The sequence below is a fragment of the Sphingobium sp. FW306-1B-F04DB genome (genome assembly GCF_058781925.1).
Window position 1 is genome coordinate 61,009 of record NZ_JBYSXE010000015.1, and the last position, 17,557, is coordinate 78,565.

The following is a 17,557-nucleotide window of genomic DNA, read 5'->3' on the forward strand; positions in this document are numbered from 1 at the left end:
ATGGAGGAGCGCAAGGACTTTCTCGGACGGGGCTGGGCGATGCCGGTGGATGTCGATCCGCGCACCGGCCTGATCGCCACCGCCGCCTATGAGGAGGACATACGCCAATCGATCCGCATCATCCTCGAGACCGCACCGGGCGAGCGTGTGATGCGGCCCAATTTCGGCTGCGGAATCCACGAGCTGGTGTTCGAGGCGATCGACAGCACCGCGATGCAGCGGATCCGCTCGGAGGTCGAGGAAGCGCTGCGCCGCTACGAGGCGCGCGTGGATCTTCTCGATGTCGCCGTCGATGAGGACGCGACCTCCGAAGGCATGCTTATGGTCGAGGTCGAGTATCGGGTGCGCCGCACCAATCAGATCGGCAACCTCGTCTTTCCCTTCTACTACCGCGAGGGAGGGCAGCCATGAAGCTCCCCAAGGCACCGGGGCTGGAAAGCCGGCGCGCCGCAGACTTTGAGCGAGAGTTCAGCAAGCGCGCGCACGCCTGGCTCCCGTCCTGGAGCCTCGACGGGAGCGAGCCCGACTTCGGACTGGCGCTGCTGCGAATCGCCGCGCGCTTCAGCGCCGAGGTTGGCGAACGGCTCGACCGGGCGGGCGAGAAGATGGCGCTCGGCTTCCTCGACTGGCTCGGAATGCGCGCCGAAGCGGCGCGGCCCGCGCGCATGCCGGTCGCCTTCAAGCTCGCCGAGACCGCGCGCGACCCGGTGACCGCGCCCCGTCCAGTCAAGATGCAGGTGGACGCCGCGGGCTCGACGGTCACCTTCGAGACCGAGACCGACATCCGCGTCGTGCCCGGCACGCTCGACATGGTCATCGGAGTCGATCCGGCCAATGACGCCTATTATCTGCCGCCGCCGGGCCTCAGCAGCCTCGAGCCGCTCGAACCGCTGCCTACGCAATGGCTGCTCAAGAATTTTGCGGCGCCCGGATCGACCTTGCTCCAGCTCGATCCCGGACTTGGACTGTCCGAAGGGATGCTGATCGAGATCGAAGGCGCTCAATATGAGATCAGGAAGGCGAAGGACGATCTCGTCACGATTGAGCCAGGAGTACCGGAAGGCGGGGGCCTCGACAGCGGCACGCCGGCGAGGAAGGTCACGGCGTTCTATCCGTTCGACGGAGCGTCGCGCAATCGCCAGGAGCATATCCTGTATATCGGGGATTCCGATCTGCTGGATGTCGAGGCGGCTGCAACGATCCAGGTGATTGGCCTGCCTGCGCTGGGCGAGGGTGTCGCGTGGGAATATTGGGGCAAGGACGACAAGGCCGCGGCGGAGGATTCCGATCCGCGCTGGCGGGCGTTCGAGAGCGCCGAACAGGATGGCGCCGGGACTGTCGGCCTTGCGAAGCCGAAGGGCTCGATCGAACCGACCCAGATAGGGCCGGCCGAGGCGCGCTGGATCAGGGCGCGGCTGACGAAAAGCGAGGCAATGGTCGCGGCCGACGGGGTGGAGCTTTGCATCAATCCGCGCAAGAATAAGGACGAGCCGCCACCCGCGCTGAACGATCCGGCGCTGCGCAGCCTGCTCCCGCCGGTGGAGGTCATCGTCAACACGACGCCTTCGCCGAGCAGCAATTTTTACGTGCTGGGCCGCGAGCCGCGGCTGTTCGACACGCTCTACCTCGGCAGCGCCGAGGCGTTCTCCAAGCCTGGCGCGACTGCGTGGGTGCAGTTCGATCTCTCCGACGGCGTCTTCAACGCGATGGCAACCTTCGACGGTTTCATGGTCGGCAAGGTGCTGGCCGGCGTGGACAAGAGCGGCGCGCTCCATCTCTTCAGCATCGGCGCGAACGGCGAGCTTGAGCGCCTGGCCGGGCGACAGCCGCTGCAGCCGAACCCGCAAGACGCGTCCGGCAACGCAAGGGCCGATGGCACGGGGATCCGGTTGACGTCCTCGGGTCTCCGGCCGGCGATGTGGCGTGAAGGGTTTGGCATGTCGGTGGCCGTTGTGGCCAAGGACCAAATCTGGGTCTGGACCGAAGCGCCGCCATTTCTTGGCCGGACCGGGTGGCAGTCCTGGGGCACGGTTCCGGCGGTGGACGATCCCAATGCACCCGTCGATGGATTGGTGGCCATCAAGGACGGCAGCGCCACGGCGCTCGTCGCGCTCAGGGGAGGGCAGCTGTTCAAGTGCAACGACAGCGCCAACCCCGATTGGGACCCTCTCGACCCGTCGCTGGCCACGAATGAGGAGGTGGTCGGCATCGCAGGCATCCGCGCAGAAGCGCTCGGCGTCGTTCCGGATCGCCTGCTCCTCATCGCAGAAAAGACGACCACGTCGAAGTGCGCGCTTTATTCCGTTACGGCCGATGGCACCGCCACATCCCTGCTTTCCAATATCGTCAAGGACGTCACACCATTTGGAATGCAACGGGCAGCTGGCGGCGTTGAGGTTGCCGCCGTTGAAGCGGGGACGCCCCGCAAGCTATTGGCGAGGTCCGGCGCCACGACGTCAACGGGTGATGTGGATCCGGTAGAGCTCGCCGCCGGCACGTCTATTGATGGCCATGTCGAAGCGGGTGCGCTCGTCCTTTATTGCAATGCCGTGCCGGCATCCGGCGCCTCTGTCCTGCTGGCATGGCTTCCGTTCGACGCGAAGCTCAAGACCATCGTATTTCAGGGCCTGAGCGATCCGGCCGGAAGCAACCCGGGCAGTCCGATTGCAGTCGGGCAGGCGCATGCCTTTCTGCCAGGCCGCGGCGCCGGCGAGGTCCTTGTGGCTGCACTGGGACACCGCTTCCGGTTGCTCGCCGGCGCCAACACGTTCAAATCCGCTCTCGCGCTGTCGCTGCCGGCGCCTGCAATCGCTCAGGGCGACGCGGTGATCGCAAAGTCCGGGCCGACAGGCTTCGAGCGGACAACGGTAGCGGGTGCGCTTCCGGCGACCGGAGTCGACAGTCTGGGCGGAACAGCCGTGTTCTGGCTGGATCGCTGGATCGATCTGGACACCCAGCTCCGCGACGTCTGGATCTTTCCAAGCTCAGTTACGACCCAGCAAGCTGACCTGCTATCCTCGACGGCAAGCACCAGCAAGCTTCAGCTTGCGAGCCCATTGGCTGACGGCACCGCCCTCATCGTCGCTGTCGGCACCGGTGAGGAGATCGTCGAGATCGTATCGATCGACGCCGGCGATCCGCTCAAGGTCACGGTCCGGCCGAAGCTCAGCGCTGGAATCAGCCCGCCTCCGCTCGACTATCGGGCGGCGACCGTCAACTTACAGGGACAAATTCTCCCGAGCCTCAAGCTCGACCCGTCCAACAACAATTGGGCCATGAACCTGCTTGGATCCGCCGATCTGTACTTTCCAGGGCTCGACCCTGTGCGCCAGCACCCGGTCGCGATCGCGCCTGACCCCGCAGACCTGAACCGCCCGCAGTGGATCGCCCTCAAGGCGGCCTGGAACGGTGCGCCAGGCCCGACGGACTTCGTCGTCGACGCGGTTTTGTCCGGATGGAGGAGCACGGGCGCGGACAGCTCCTCCAACCCCGAACTGGCGTGGGAATATTGGAACGGGACCGGTTGGTGGCGGCTTCAGACGGACGAGGAGGGAACCGGCCATTTCCGGAACAGCGGCACAGTAAGGTTCGTGGTTCCCGACGATCTGCAGCCGGTCGATTGGGCGGGGAAGACGAACCACTGGGTACGCGCAAGGCTGATTGGCGGCGACTATGGTCGCGAGAAGGTGGTCGTCGTCACCGAACAGCTGGGCGGCGGCAAGACGGAGCAGACGGTCAACCGCACGACCGAAGGAATCCAGCCGCCCTATGCGCTGGATGTCCGCATCGCCTACGCCGTCGACGAATCCATCGCACCTGCCGTCCTGCTGACCTGGGATAGCGGGACGCTGCGCGACCAGAGCGATGCCAATCGCACGCGGGGTGCCGAAATAGAGGTCTTCACGCCGCTCGGCGTTGCCCTCGCCCGCTTCGAGGCGGCTGCAGGAGAGGCGACGGGGGAGGGGGAGACCGCGGCCGCCTGCGTCCCGGACTGCGATTGCCCTCATGGGACAGCGAGCATGTCACAGGCCAGGGCAGCGGCGACACCGGCAGCACCGTTGGATTCGGAAACCCCACCGCCGTTGGGCCGGCCCGCGCTCTATCTCGGTTTCAACGCCAAGCTGCTGGGCGAGCCGATCAACGTCCTCCTCTCGGTCCTCAGGGAAGCAGCCTATGACCGCATCGCGCCGCTCAGGGTCGATGCGCTGATCGGCAATCGGTTCGTGCCCTTGGTCGCTGCGGACGAGACGCGCGCGCTCGGCGAGACCGGGCTCATCAAGATGGCGTTCAGCGCGGAGCCGACCAAGGCCGAGCTGTTCGGCCGAACTCTCGCCTGGGTACGCCTGACGCCGAGCGGAGCCGGCGCTGAATGGAAGCCGTCGCTCGCCGGCGCCTATCTGAACGCGGTGTGGGCCCGTTCGGCCGAGACGATGACGCGCGAGCTGATCGGCTCGTCCTCGGGCCAGCCCGACATGACCCTCGCGCTTGCGCGGCCGCCCGTGCTGAGGGGCAGCCTCGAGCTGAGGGTGAGGGAACCGCTCGGTGCGGAAGAGCGCGACGCGCTCGGCGCGCAGAGTCCCGGGTTCGTGAAGAGCGATGTCGAGGATCTGCCGGGCGACTGGGTGCTGTGGAGCCAGGTTGACGACCCACTCTACTGCGGCACCCTGGATCGCGTCTACGCGCTTGACGAGGCAACAGGAACGATCCGCTTCGGTGACGGACGGCACGGAATGATCCCGCCGGTCGGCGCAGACTCGATCGTGGCGTTCAGCTATGAGCGCGCCGACGCCGGCTCGGGTGGCATCGTGCCCGCGAACTTCGTTGCGGCGAGAACCGAACTCAATCTCGTGACCGCGGTCGAAAGCGTCGAAACCGTCTGGGCGGCCGATCGCTCCGCGGGGGGCGTGGCCACCGAGACCGCAGATCGCGTGCTGCAATTCGCGCCCGCCAGGCTCCGCCATCGCGGCCGCGCGGTCTCGGCGCACGATTTCGAGGAGCTGGTCTGGCAGCGATCCGCAGAGGTAGTGCAGGCGCGCTGCTTCGTCGGGAACGGACGAGTCCGGCTCGTCGTCGTGATGCGCGGCAAGGACCCGGCCCCCAGCCAAGCGCAGAAGCGGGAACTGAAGCGCATGCTGCTTGGCCTCGCACCGCCCACGCTGGCCAGCCCCGGCGCACTGACCATCGAGGGACCGAGGGTCAGAAGGCTCCGCGTCGCGCTCAGGCTTCGCGTCGCGACGCTCGACGTCGCGGGCGCGGTTGCCGACGAGGTCAAGACCCGGCTGTCGGCCTATTTCAACAGCGAACGCGGTGGCGATCTCCACGATGGCTGGCCGCTCGGCGCCAGCCCGCGCGAGGACGACGTCGCCCAAGCGCTGCTCGATGTCGAAGCGCTCGAGAGCATAATGTCGATCGAGCTGGTCGAGGTGGACGAGGAGGACCGCGAGAGGCCCTGGCCGGCGAGTATCGGGTCGCGCGAGCTGGCGATGCTGGCGGATGAGGGCGTGCGCATCGGCTTCGACGTGCTGGAGGCGGTGGAATGAGCGCGCTCGCCCCCAGGCTGTTCAACCGCCGCTATGGCGACCTCGTCCAGATCGGGCGGTCGCGGCTTCCGGGCCTCGCGCCCGAATGGACCGATCATAACGCGCACGATCCCGGCATCACGCTCATCGAGCTGCTCGCCTGGGTGGCCGAGGCCCAGCTCTACTCACTCGCTCGCACGCGCCGTGACGAGCGCCGTGCCTATGCCGCGCTCATGGGCATCGCTCCCAATGGTGCGCGCCCGGCGGGCGGCCTGATCTGGCCCGATCATGACGATCCCGATTCTCCCGCCGGCACGATGCAGCGCTCGATGATCATCGAGCCGGACGCCGCCGTTCACATGAGAAAGGCGGACACCCCGGTCTTTCATCCGACACATCGCCTGTTGTGGATGCCCGCGCGTATCACCGCGTTGGAGAGTCGTCTCGCTGACGGAACGACTGGTAACCATCTCATGGCCAACCGCCGCGGTGGGCCGGCGTTCCAGCCTTTCGGTGCGGGCGACGGCCGCGGTGCGATGCTGAGCATGGCTTTGGCGGCGACGGGTTGGGCGCCGCTGATCGAGTCTCGACGCCCCCGCGATGCGCGACTGGTCATCGGCGTCCGTACCGATCCGTCGCGGTCTGAAGGCCGGGGAAAAGCCAGCGGCGCGGGCTCGCCGCTCGAAGTCCAGCTCCTCACCGAGGACGGGCAGTTCCCGCTGCCGATCGTCGAGGACACGACACGCGGCCTGCTGCGCACCGGTGTGCTCGTGCTCGATGCGTCGGCCGTCCAGGGCTCGCCGACCGCCGCGACAATCGAATTCCGCGCGCCCAACGGTCTCGATCGCGCGCCGCAGATTCTGCGCATCGAGCCCAATGTCCTGCCGGTTGTCCAGCGCCGCGCGATTGCTGACCGCCTCGACGCGAACGGTCTACCCGATCAGCAGTTCGACCTTGAAACGCCCGGCCTGGAGTTTGAGCCGGGCACCGATCCCGTTGCAATCGAGATCGAGCGGCTGGGTGGGGCCGAACTGTGGACGCGGTGCGAACGGCTTGCCGATAACGGTCCCGACGACCGCGTCTTCGCGTTCGATCCGGTCGCCGCGCAAGTCCTTTTCGGCAACGGCGTCAATGGCGCGGTCCCGTCCGCCGAAGCAACCATCACCGCGCGCTATTCGGTCTCGGAAGGCGCAAACGGCAATCTCGCCGCCAACCGGAAATGGACCGTGAAGGGCTTGGCTGGGACGTTCGGAATCAATCCCGATCCCTTCAGCGGTGGCGAGGATTCGCCTGGATGGGTCGAGCAGCGTCGGGCCGCGCGGACGGCGTTCCGGGAGGGTCATGCCCTTGTCAGCTCCGCCGATTTCGAGGAAGCCGCCCGCCGGGTCCCCGGGCTCGACGTCGCACGCGCCTGGATGATGCCCCCGTCGCCGGGCGATCTGGCGAGGGGAACAATGCGCTTGGTTGCCATGCAGGCCAGGCAGCAGGGCCGCGAGCCCCGATCGATCCCCGAGACACAGCGCTGGCTGGAGGCGGTCCGCCGCGCGCTGGCACCGCGCACACCGCTGGGATCGCGGATCGAGGTTGTGGCGCCTCGCTATGTCAATTTTTCGGTTCGCGCGCGCATTGAACCCGAGGCGAAGACCGATCCGGCCAAGGTCAGGAAAAATGTCCTCGATGAGCTGGCGCGGCGCCTGACGTTGGTCAGCGCAGCGCCTGGCATTCGGCAGCGGCCCTTCGGCCTGCCCGTCACGCGCCACGATCTTGCGGCCTGGATCCAGACGCTGCCCGATGTGCGTCGTGTTGTCGAGCTGACTATCCTTTCGGGCGACGGGACCACGCTGAACGAAGTTACTCTGCCACGTAGCGGGCTGCCTCGCATCGATCTCGATCGCTCGGGCGTGGAGGTCGTCCGCGCCGGGACGGGGGAAACACCGTGAGCGCCCCGCTCCATCCCGGATTCCGTTTCGCGACCGAAGCGCAGTGGGGCTGCTGCATTTTCGTCGGCGCTGACCGCAGGACGGCCGAGGCGCGCAAAGGCCTGCGGCCGTTCGCACCCTATGCAACGCCACCGACCCGCTTCGCAACGGCCGGCGCCCACGCCCCTGCGATCACCGACACAAGCGAGATTCTCTGGCGCGACGACGAAGGAAAGCTCCAGCGCCTGCCGTGGAGTGAGAAGTTGCCGCAGTCCGTCGAGGCGGCGGCCGCCATCGCCACGGCACGTCGGTTGGTGGCAACGCCGAGCGCCTTGTGGGCCGCGGGCGAGGCGGGGCCCCTCAAGGCGTTCGACATCGCTGGCCTCGCTCGCCAGCTTGTCGCCGATCTGCCCGGCCAGCGCGTGCTCGACTTTGCGGGCGACGGCCATGACGGCATCTATGCGCTGACTGGCTCGGGCGAGGCACTCTGCATCGTCCATATCGACTATGCCGGAAACGCGATCGCGTGCTTTGACGCGCCGCCGGGCGCATCGGCGCTGGTGTTTCTCCTGCGCGCGGAAAGGCTTGTCGTCCTGGCGGCATCAAGGCTCCACTGGTTCGATCCGGACACCGGGCAGCAGCTCTTCTCGATCGCCATCGAGCATCTTCGCCCCTGCTTCGATCCGATCGCGATCGGCAGCGACGGGTGCTCGCGGCTCTTCGTGGCCGGGCGGGACGGCAAGCCCGCCGGCGCCCGCTCCCGCGTGCTCACGATAGAGTCCGACGGCAATCTGCTGGGAACCATCTCGCTCGAAGGCACGCCGACCGGCGTCACTGCGGATCGCGCGCATCTCTATGTAACGACGGCCGAGGGCCTGCTCCGCTTCGACCCGGCGATCACCGTTCCTCAGGGGGCGGGCGAGGTGCGCGCCGAACTATTGACCCCCATGCTCACATCGCCCGCCGAAACGGCGCAGCGCTGGACGCGGATCGAGGCGAACGCGGTGCTGCCGGCCGGCTGCGCGATAGAGATCAGCTTTGTCTCGACGGCGGACAGGGAGCTGCGAGACAGGATCGCGGCGCGGCTGGCGGACCGCTCGGTTCCGCCAGGGCAGCGTCTGGACGATTGGCGCCGCGAGGTCGGCGGGCTGCGCCGCATCTCCTTCCATGGCGAGGACAGCGAGCCGGGCGAGGCGACGATGCTGGCGGCGCCGCTCCACGATGTCCGCGATCCCTGGCTCTGGGTCCATATCGCGCTGATCGCGTCCCCGGGGGGCCAGATCCCCGTGCTGTCCGAATTGAGCGTGCTCTATCCCGGGCCAACGCTGATCGAACACCTTCCTGCCATCTACAGGAGCGGCGAGTTCGAGCCGGGCAATTTCGTGCGCGGGCTGGTCGGTGTGCTCGAGGCCACGACGCAAGGCCTCGACGCACGGATCGGCCGACTTGGGCGGAACATCCACCCGCAAACCGCGAGCGACGAATGGCTCGACTATGTCGCCCGCTGGCTCGGCCTACCCTGGGACGATGCACTTTCGACCGCGCAAAAGCGCCGGATCGCAAGCAGCGGCACGGCCATAGCCAATGGCTATGGCACGCGCGCCGGGCTCGAGGCGCTGCTCGCGTGCCTCATGCCCGAAATGCCGAAGCGCTTCCGCATCGTCGACACGACCGCCGAGTTCGGGCTGGCTACGCTCGGCGGTGGACGGTGCGGTGGCAGCCGGCTTCCCGCCATCCTTGCGGGCCTGCCCGCGACCGCGACCGAGCTTGGCAACAAGGCGATCCTCGGCGTGGCGCGATTGCCCTGCGAGGGCGCTGAAAGCGAGTCTTCGCGGCTTGTGGGGCATATTCGCGTGGACATCGCTGCCGATGCGGCGGAGCAGCGGGCGTGGTCGCCCTGGCTGCGCACGCTCATTCGAAGCGTCTTGCCGGCGACCACCCGCGCCGAGCTGCGCTGGCTCGCCAGGGCCGCGTTTGGCGGCCCGGGCGAGCTCGGCGACGGTCTCAGTCTCGAAGGCGACCCGGTCGCGCATCTCGGCACCGATGCAGTTACCGGGGTGGCGCGGCTGGGCGGTCAGGCGCGCACCGCGCTTCCGCAGCATCTTTCGGGCGATTCTCCACTGCAATGATCGAGGCATCAGACGCGAGGACAGGAGCATGAACATACACACGACCAAGCCGGCATCCTCAAGGGTTCGATCCTTGCCTCGGCAATGCTGCGGCGATGAATGCCCGTCGGGAAGCCGCAACAACTACTTCCTTGGCAAGCGCCTGACGCCTGCCGGCTACGAGCTGGAGCAGGAATATCTGATCGGACGCCGGCGGCTCCTCAATCGCGCCATCCACGGATGGGGCGTGGTCCATGGATTCGCGCTGGCCGTGAAGGACGCCACCGCAACTGACCTTGAGGCAGGCGAGCTGCGGATCGGCGAGGGGCTCGCCCTCGATCGGCTTGGACGCGAGCTGGTGCAGGCGAAGAGCGCCACACTGACGCTCGACAACCTGCTCATCCTCGATGCTGATGGAAAGCCGGTGCGCGCCGATGGGCGCGAGCTCGACAGCCGGCTTTCCGGACTGAAGCACAGTGAGGACGATTGCTGGCTGCTAAGCGCGCATTACGCCGAGCAGAAGATTGATCCGGTGACGCTGAAAGGCCCCTGCGACTGCAAGCGCAGGGAATGGGACCGCACCTGCGAGACGATCGTCTATTCGCTGCGTTGGATCGGCTGCGACGCGTGCTGCGAGCCATATGAGTGCGCGCTTCGCTGCTGCTGCCCCGACAGCGAATGCTGCACCGAACGCGGCCCCCAGCGTAAGGAAATCGCCCGCCAGCTCGTTTTCCTGAAGGAGACTCTCGAAAGCGAGATCGAAATCGCGCGGTCCGAGGGACGATCTGACGCCGAGATCGAAAAGCTGAGAGCAAACAATGAAAAGCAGGTCGACTCGCTCCTCGCGAAGCTGCAGGAGCTGGAGCGGACGCTGCACGCTCGCGGCGGCTGCGCCTGCCTGTGCGAGCATCTGAGCGGGCTCGAGATCGGCGCCGACTGCGCGCGGCTGAGCGATATCGGGGATTGCACCGATGCCGATCTCGGCAATGGTGTCGCGCTCGCCTGCCTGAAGCTCGCCAGGGATGAAAAGTGCGATCGCTGGGCGATCGGCTCGATCCATGACGCCTGCGGCCCGCGCCGACTGGTCAAGCGCAACGATCTCCTCTTCGACCTGATCAGCGGCTGCGACGTCACCCGCATCGTCGAGACCGGCTGGTGGCGCTGGCACCGCCGCGATCAGCCGCCGGTTCCGTTCGACAGCTTTGCGGCAGCGCTCGGATGGGACGAAAAGCAACCCGACTACGCCGAATATCCGGCGCGCGATTTCTGGGTGCGATTTTCGCGTCCGGTGCGGGCCGACACGCTCGCGGCGGATTGCTTCGCCATGGCCGTGATGAGCGACCAGGCCGAAGGCTGCTGGAGGGAATATTACCGGGTCCCCATAGTCGCGGTGGACACCGATGTTTTCCCCCCGGAGAAAGGCGACCCACCGGACCATGTCCGGAGCGCAAGGATCGTCGTCAGCGGCGACTGGCTCAGGGACGGTGTCCGCGGCGATGGCAGCATCTTCCTCGAGGGTGAGACGCGCGTCGAAATCGAAGTGCGCGGCGACTTCATCGAGGATTGCAACGGACAGACCGTCGACGCCAATCCGCGTGGCCGTTCTTCCTTCCCGTCGGGAAGCGACGGACCGGGGGACTCGTATCTCTCAACCTTCACGGTCGCCCAGCGAATTCGGCCCAAACCAGTTTCGCGGCCGCCCGCCCCCAAGGGGCGCGCGCCGACTGCCACCTAAAGGAGCCATGCGATGAGCGCGAACGTCAACATCGTTGACCCGATCAAGGGCAACTCCACCCTCGTAAGGCCGCGGTTCAGCCCCGGCCTGTTGCTGCGCGACGACGATCTCCGGACGGGCGTCGACTATACGCGCGAACTCAGCCGGCTACTGTTCCGATCGCTGTTCGGGTGCGGCGTGGTCTGCGGGCTTGTGGTCGTGTCAAAAACTGCTTGCAACAAGCTGATCCTAGAGGTCGGCAGCGGCATCGCGCTCGATTGCCAGGGAGACCCAATCCATGTGCCCAGGCCGGTGCCGATCACGATCGACCCCAGCTGCGGCAAGGAAATTCCCGAGACGATGTGGGTCATTCTGTGCCGCACCGAAAAATGCTGCGCGCCGCGCTCTGCAATATGCGCGTGCGAGGATGACGATGACGCCGCTTCTGTATGCACGCGCGAGCATGACGGGTTCGAGATCCGCATCGTCAGCGAGGACCCGAGCAAATGCGCCTGCGGATGTCCATTGACCGAACCCAGAACACCCACGGGCGAGAAGAACCCGTCCGAGGGTTGCTGGTGCGTGAACCCGTGCTCGGATTGCTACAAAGATCACTATGCGGGCGAATGCAGCTGCGAATGCTCCGATTGTGACTGCGTGATCCTTGCCATGCTGAAAAAAGTCCGCCGCTCCGGGGCTAAGGACGACAACGGAGACAAGGAGATCGGGGAATGGAAGCCCTACCACAACGTCCGGCGCTTCGTTCGGCCGGTCCTGATGCGCGATCCTCAGGTGTGGAAAGAGCAGAACCCAGAGGTCGATCCTTGCAAGCGGCCTGACAGCAAGCCCGACACGAAGCCCAAGACGCCAAAGCTCGACGAACAGAAGCCCAAGAAGCCCGATCCCGGCACCTTGACGCCGGCTTAGGGAAGTCGACGTGGCGCACGAGCGCGCGCCAATACGCAAGCCTGCGGCGGTCGACCGGCGGCCGCCGGTCGCCGTCGTCCAGCTGAGTTCGGCGGCGGGCGCCGCGCATGCACCGGTCCCGGGTATCCAGGCGCGTGCGGTGAGCCGAGGCGCGCATTTGCCGATTTCGCGCTCGGCCGCCACTCCGGCGCCGGTTTCGGTCGCCGCCCCGGTCTGGGTCCAGTGCGCGCGCGTGTCTCACCCGAATGATCCTGCCGAGCGCGAGGCGACCGATACCGCGGGCAAGGTCATGCAGATGGGCAAACCGGCCACCCAGCCGGTGATCAAGAAGCCCGACGAGGAGCTGAAGAAGAAGCCTGTGGTGCAGCGGGCCGTTGCAGCGGGGGGCGGCGCTCCTCCTTCCTCCGTCGCCTCGATTGCGCCGATGGGCGGCGCGCCGCTTCCGCGGAGCGTGCGGAGCTTCATGGAGCCGCGCTTCGGCGCCAATTTCGGCAATGTCCGCATTCACACGGGCGAGGCGGCGGCGCAGCAGAGCGCCAGCCTCAACGCGCACGCCTTCACTATGGGCGAGCATGTCTTCTTCGGGCGCAACAAGTTCCAGCCCGAAAGCGCGGGCGGGCGCGAGCTGATCGCGCATGAGCTGACACACACCATCCAGCAGGGTGCGGTCATCCAGCGCAGCGCCGATACCACCGTGTCCCAGCGCACCGAGCCCCATGTCCAGCGCCTCGGCATAGGCGACGCGCTCGATTATTTTGCGGACAAGGCCAACTACATTCCCGGCTTCCGGCTGCTGACCATCGTGCTGGGAGTGAATCCCATCAACATGACCGCGGTCGACCGCAGCGCCGCGAACATCCTGCGTGCCATGCTCGAGCTCATTCCCGTGACCGGCGCGCTGATCGCGCAGGCTCTTGAAAGCCACGGCATACTCGCGCGCGTGGGCGCTTGGGTCGAAACGCAGATCCGTTCGCTCGGCATGGTCGGCGGGGCGTTCAAGGCCGCCATCACCAAATTCCTGGATACGCTCAGCTGGCGCGACATTTTCGACCTGGGCGGGGTGTGGGAGCGCGCCAAGCGCATCTTCACCGAGCCCATCGACCGGCTGATCGCCTTCGGCAAATCGCTGGTGACCGACATTTTGCGGTTCATCCGCGAAGCCATCCTGCTGCCGCTCTCCAAGCTCGCCGAAGGCACGCGCGGTTACGACCTGCTGAAAGCGGTGCTGGGCGAGGATCCGGTCACCGGGCAACCCGTTCCGCGCACGCCCGAAACGCTCATCGGCGGCTTCCTGAAGCTGGCGGGCCAGGAAGACATCTGGGAGAATATGAAGAAGGCCAACGCGATCCCGCGCGCTTGGGCGTGGTTCCAGGGCTCGCTCGCTGGCCTGATGGGCTTCCTCCGGCAGATTCCATCGCTGTTCGTGAAAGCGCTCAACGCGCTCGAGGTCGCCGACCTCATCTTTCCGCCCAAGGCCTTCATGAAGCTCGTCGGCGTGTTCGGCAACTTCGTGGGCGAGTTCGTCACCTGGGGTGCGAAGGCGGCATGGACGCTGCTCGAGATCATCTTCGACGTCGTTAGCCCTGGTGCGCTCAAATACATCAAGAAGACGGGCGCCGCGCTCAAGAGCATCTTCAAGAACCCGCTGCCGTTCGTCGGCAATCTGGTGAAGGCCGCCAAGCTCGGCTTCACGAACTTCGCGGACAACCTCCTGGGTCACCTGAAGGCGGGCCTGATCGACTGGCTGACCGGCTCGCTGCCCGGCATCTACATTCCCAAGGCCTTCTCGCTGGTCGAAATCGCCAAGTTCGTATTCTCCGTGCTCGGGCTCAGCTGGGCGAATATCCGCGCCAAGCTCGTCAAGGTAGTCGGCGAGACCGCGGTGAAGGCGATGGAAACGGGCTTCAAGATCGTGGTCACGCTGGTCCGCGACGGCCCGGCTGCGGCCTGGGACATGATCAAGGAGCAGCTTTCGAACCTCAAGGACATGGCGATCGGCGCCATTACCGACTTCGTCGTCGACATGGTCGTGAAGAAGGCGATCCCCAAGCTGATTTCGATGTTCATCCCCGGCGCGGGCTTCATCTCGGCGATCCTGTCGATCTACGACACGATCATGGTCTTCGTGAACAAGATCTCGAAGATCATCGAGGTCGTCACGGGCTTCATCGACTCGATCGTCGCGATCGCGGCAGGCCAGATCGGCGCCGCGGCGAAGCGCGTCGAGAGCATCCTCGCCAATCTGCTCTCGCTCGCCATCAACTTCCTCGCGGGCTTTGCCGGCCTCGGCAAGGTCGCCGACAAGATCATGGGCATCATCAACAAGATCCGCGCGCCGATCGACAAGGCGATCGACTGGCTGATCGGCTGGATCGTGAAGACCGCGAAGAGCCTGTTCGCGAAGATCACAGGCAAGGACAAGCCCGACACGCGTACACCCGCCGAAAAACAGGCCGATCTGGACAAGGCGGTTGCCGAGGCCGAAACGGCGATGGGCAAACCCGATGCGACACCCGCATCGATCCAGAAAGTCCTGCCAGCGATCAAAGCCAAGTACCGCCTCAAGGAGCTTTTGCTCGTCAAAGATTCAAGCGACGAGCAGCAAGAGACCGATCACATTGTCGCGGAGATCAATCCGAAGAAATCGGGGAGGCAGTTCAAGTTCAAGGGCGCCAAGCCCGAGGTCACGAAGGGCATCGAGCAGTTGCGCGCCTGGCTGACCAGCGCCCAGTCGGGCGGCAAGGTGTTTCACGGGTTCCTAGTCGGCGTCACCGCGCAGCTCACCCGCGCGGAGCAGTTGTTCAAGACCGGTCGTCTGGTCGGGGTCGAAGTGCAGTTCGACAACGACAAGGGCCGCATCGACCTGAAGCTCGTAAACCCCGCGCAGGTGACCGAATACAAGTTCTGGACGAAGGCTCACTATCTCAAGGACATCAAGAAGCTCGCCGATCAGCTCAAGAAGTATGTGAGGACGGGCAAGCCCGTGATTCTCGAGATGGGCGTGACGAAGACCGATCCGATCAGTATGGCGTTCGTGGAGACGACGCTGCTGAGCAAGCTAGAAAAGCACGGACTGACATTCGAAGGCGCTATGAACATCTACGAGCACGAGAACATGATCTCGGTAGGCATCGCCACGAAGAAGATCACGTAAGGAGGCGGCGCGGATGAACGATCAGGAGATCAGCGAGCTGATCCGTGAGCTGTGGCGGCCCACATTCGTCCTGGATGATGGTACTCGGCTCAAGCTGATGCCGGTCGACTGGCAGGCTATGTCCTCCGCGCAACGCGCGGTCGCCGTCGCGCAGATCAAGGAATTGTCCATCGAGCAGCTCAAGAAAACTATGGACGGAGCCCGGCTGCACATCGAATTCGGCGATGTTCCTCGCGAACTCGATGATGCGCTGACCGACATCGCAGGGGCGGACAACCCGGACTTCACTTGGGGTGTTCCACACAACGATCCTTGAGCGAAGCTAATTGAAGCTGCGCCCCAACATTTGCGCATTGCTCTCAGGGTAGTGGATAGAATTACGTAGCGGAATCCGTTGGCATTCGACGTATTTTTTGATTAGTTTTGGAACAAATATTCGCTCAAAAATCTAAAGCGCCGAGCACGGTCGGGTCCGAACGCTCGCGGAGTTTTTCGTTTGCCACCGCAAGCGGTGATGAGGGCCCATGAAGCTCGTGGTCGTGACCCCGATCCGGCTGTTCGGCGACGGTCTTGCCGCGTGCCTGCTTCATCACGACAAAATTTCGCTGCAGGCCGTCGTTTGCGATCTTTCCTCTTTGCGCGAAGCGCTTGGGAAAGACGCGACTGATGCCGTTCTCATCGACGTCACCCAGGGTATCGATCTCGATGAGGTGCGCGTAATCGCCCTGGAGTATCCGGAGATCGCACTGGTCGCGCTTGGCCTTCAGGAGCAGCGACAGAGCGTCATTCGCTGCGGGCGCGCCGGTTTTAGCGGCTATATCGACCGGAACGCGTCAGTCGAACATCTCTGTCGGGCGCTGCCCGATGCTGTCGCCGGACGCCTAGCATGCAGCCCGGAAATATCCGGCGGACTGCTCCGCGCATTATTTCGCATGAATCGGCATGATCAAGCGGAAGAGCCGGGCGAAGCTTTGACCCAGCGGGAAGGGCAGGTGCTTCAACTGATCGGGCATGGGATGTCCAACAAGGAGATCGCGCACAATCTCAATCTGAGCGTCGCGACCGTGAAACATCATGTCCATCATGTGCTTCAGAAGCTGAAACTGCCCGGCCGTGCGCACGCAATGCGACGGGTGCGGGAGGCACCCTGGATTGCCGCTTCACCACGCCCGGCGCAAAGCCACGAAACCGATCTGACGATGCCGCCCTGAACAGCTTGAAGCACCTCGCAAGGCGAGGTTTCAAAGGTCGAAAATCGATACGTCTCCGCTGATCTGTCGGGCGCATTTTTGAAAGGATCCAGTTGTATGCCAGGCGCGCCAACAAGCTCCGAACTCGATCTGAAGGTGTATGACGGTCTGAAAGACTTCGAGCATCACTTCAACAACATGGAGTTCGAGGTCCGGAAGATCGCGTCCGCCTGGATGCTTGCGATGTTCGGGGCGATCGCCTTTGTCGTGCGTGGCGGCCTGGCAGCGGGCGGGCTGATGGACGCCGCGCCGACCCTGTGCCTGATTGCGCTGTTCGGCAATATCGGCCTCATGACCTTATGGTCGCTCGACCAGCGTGTTTACCACCAGCTTCTGAATGCGGTGTTCCGTGCGGCAATCTACATGGAGCAGCGCCAGCCGCAGCTTCCTCCATTGCGTTCGTTGATGTGGCTCAACTCGGGCTCTCGCGGAATGGCGCGCTATCTGGGGCTGTTTTATGCAGCGCCGATGAGTGTCGCGGCTATCACTGGGTTGCTTGCAGCGTTTCGCACAAGCGCGGCCAACAGCGGTGCCCCCGGACTTCTGATCCCACTGGCCGCGGCGGCTGCGTTGCTCCCGCTCTGGGTGCTCCGGGACTGGTGGGCTCTGCATGTCCGGGCGCCAGCGCTGCGCGAAACACTGGCGGGGCCGGAGCTGGAGTCGCGGCCCGATTCCGAAGCGATTGCTAGGACGATTGCCCGTTGGACCGCGTCGCAGGATCACGTCGCCAAACGCTCGCGGGCCACTCCAATCTAGGTCGCATACCCATAAACAGGATACCCATTTGGGTGGCGGTGTGGTTCAGTATACCGGACGGGGGACTGGGGTGGCGTGCCAATTTCCTCAAGACGGCAGCCGGTGAAGGGCGCGAGGAGCACCATCCAGAACAGGGACTGTCAGGAATTTTGTGCGCGAGGCCAGTTTCGTTCATCAGACCGTGAACCTGTCGCCGAAGAGGACGGCGAA

10 protein-coding genes are annotated in these 17,557 nt (G+C 65.2%); all 10 read left to right on the forward strand.

Annotated elements, in window-relative coordinates; genetic code table 11:
- The 10 genes from AC3WJD_RS09460 (at position 1) to AC3WJD_RS09505 (ending at position 17,347) form a co-directional block, all read left to right on the forward strand.
- On the forward strand, positions 1-411 hold the full coding sequence (locus AC3WJD_RS09460) for a GPW/gp25 family protein (RefSeq protein WP_492746361.1): 411 nt from the start codon (positions 1-3) through the stop codon (positions 409-411).
- Positions 408-5,540, forward strand: a complete 5,133-nt coding sequence (locus AC3WJD_RS09465) for a baseplate J/gp47 family protein (RefSeq protein WP_492746362.1) — start codon at positions 408-410, stop codon at positions 5,538-5,540. Before AC3WJD_RS09460 ends, AC3WJD_RS09465 begins: the two co-directional genes overlap by 4 nt.
- Entirely contained in the window at positions 5,537-7,459 is a 1,923-nt protein-coding gene (locus AC3WJD_RS09470; RefSeq protein WP_492746363.1) for a putative baseplate assembly protein, read from the forward strand. The genes AC3WJD_RS09465 and AC3WJD_RS09470 overlap by 4 nt, the downstream gene beginning before the upstream one ends.
- The gene (locus tag AC3WJD_RS09475; RefSeq protein ID WP_492746364.1) at positions 7,456-9,567 is read left to right on the forward strand and encodes a phage tail protein; all 2,112 of its coding nucleotides are present in this window, start codon (positions 7,456-7,458) and stop codon (positions 9,565-9,567) included. The genes AC3WJD_RS09470 and AC3WJD_RS09475 overlap by 4 nt, the downstream gene beginning before the upstream one ends.
- Before the next feature lie 28 nt (positions 9,568-9,595).
- Positions 9,596-11,281 (forward strand): hypothetical protein, encoded by a 1,686-nt coding sequence (locus AC3WJD_RS09480; protein ID WP_492746365.1) that lies wholly within the window; start codon positions 9,596-9,598, stop codon positions 11,279-11,281.
- 12 nt (positions 11,282-11,293) lie between these two features.
- Positions 11,294-12,187, forward strand: a complete 894-nt coding sequence (locus AC3WJD_RS09485; RefSeq protein WP_492746366.1) for a hypothetical protein — start codon at positions 11,294-11,296, stop codon at positions 12,185-12,187.
- A 10-nt stretch (positions 12,188-12,197) separates the two neighbouring features.
- Complete coding sequence (locus tag AC3WJD_RS09490) at positions 12,198-15,341, forward strand: eCIS core domain-containing protein (RefSeq protein ID WP_492746367.1); 3,144 nt, start codon at positions 12,198-12,200, stop codon at positions 15,339-15,341.
- Between the two features lie 13 nt (positions 15,342-15,354).
- Positions 15,355-15,657, forward strand: a complete 303-nt coding sequence (locus AC3WJD_RS09495) for a hypothetical protein (protein ID WP_492746368.1) — start codon at positions 15,355-15,357, stop codon at positions 15,655-15,657.
- A 208-nt stretch (positions 15,658-15,865) separates the two neighbouring features.
- Complete coding sequence (locus tag AC3WJD_RS09500; protein WP_492746369.1) at positions 15,866-16,552, forward strand: LuxR C-terminal-related transcriptional regulator; 687 nt, start codon at positions 15,866-15,868, stop codon at positions 16,550-16,552.
- Positions 16,553-16,648: 96 nt separating this feature from the next.
- Positions 16,649-17,347, forward strand: coding sequence for a hypothetical protein (locus AC3WJD_RS09505; protein ID WP_492746370.1), 699 nt, complete (start codon positions 16,649-16,651; stop codon positions 17,345-17,347).
- Positions 17,348-17,557 lie beyond the last annotated feature (210 nt).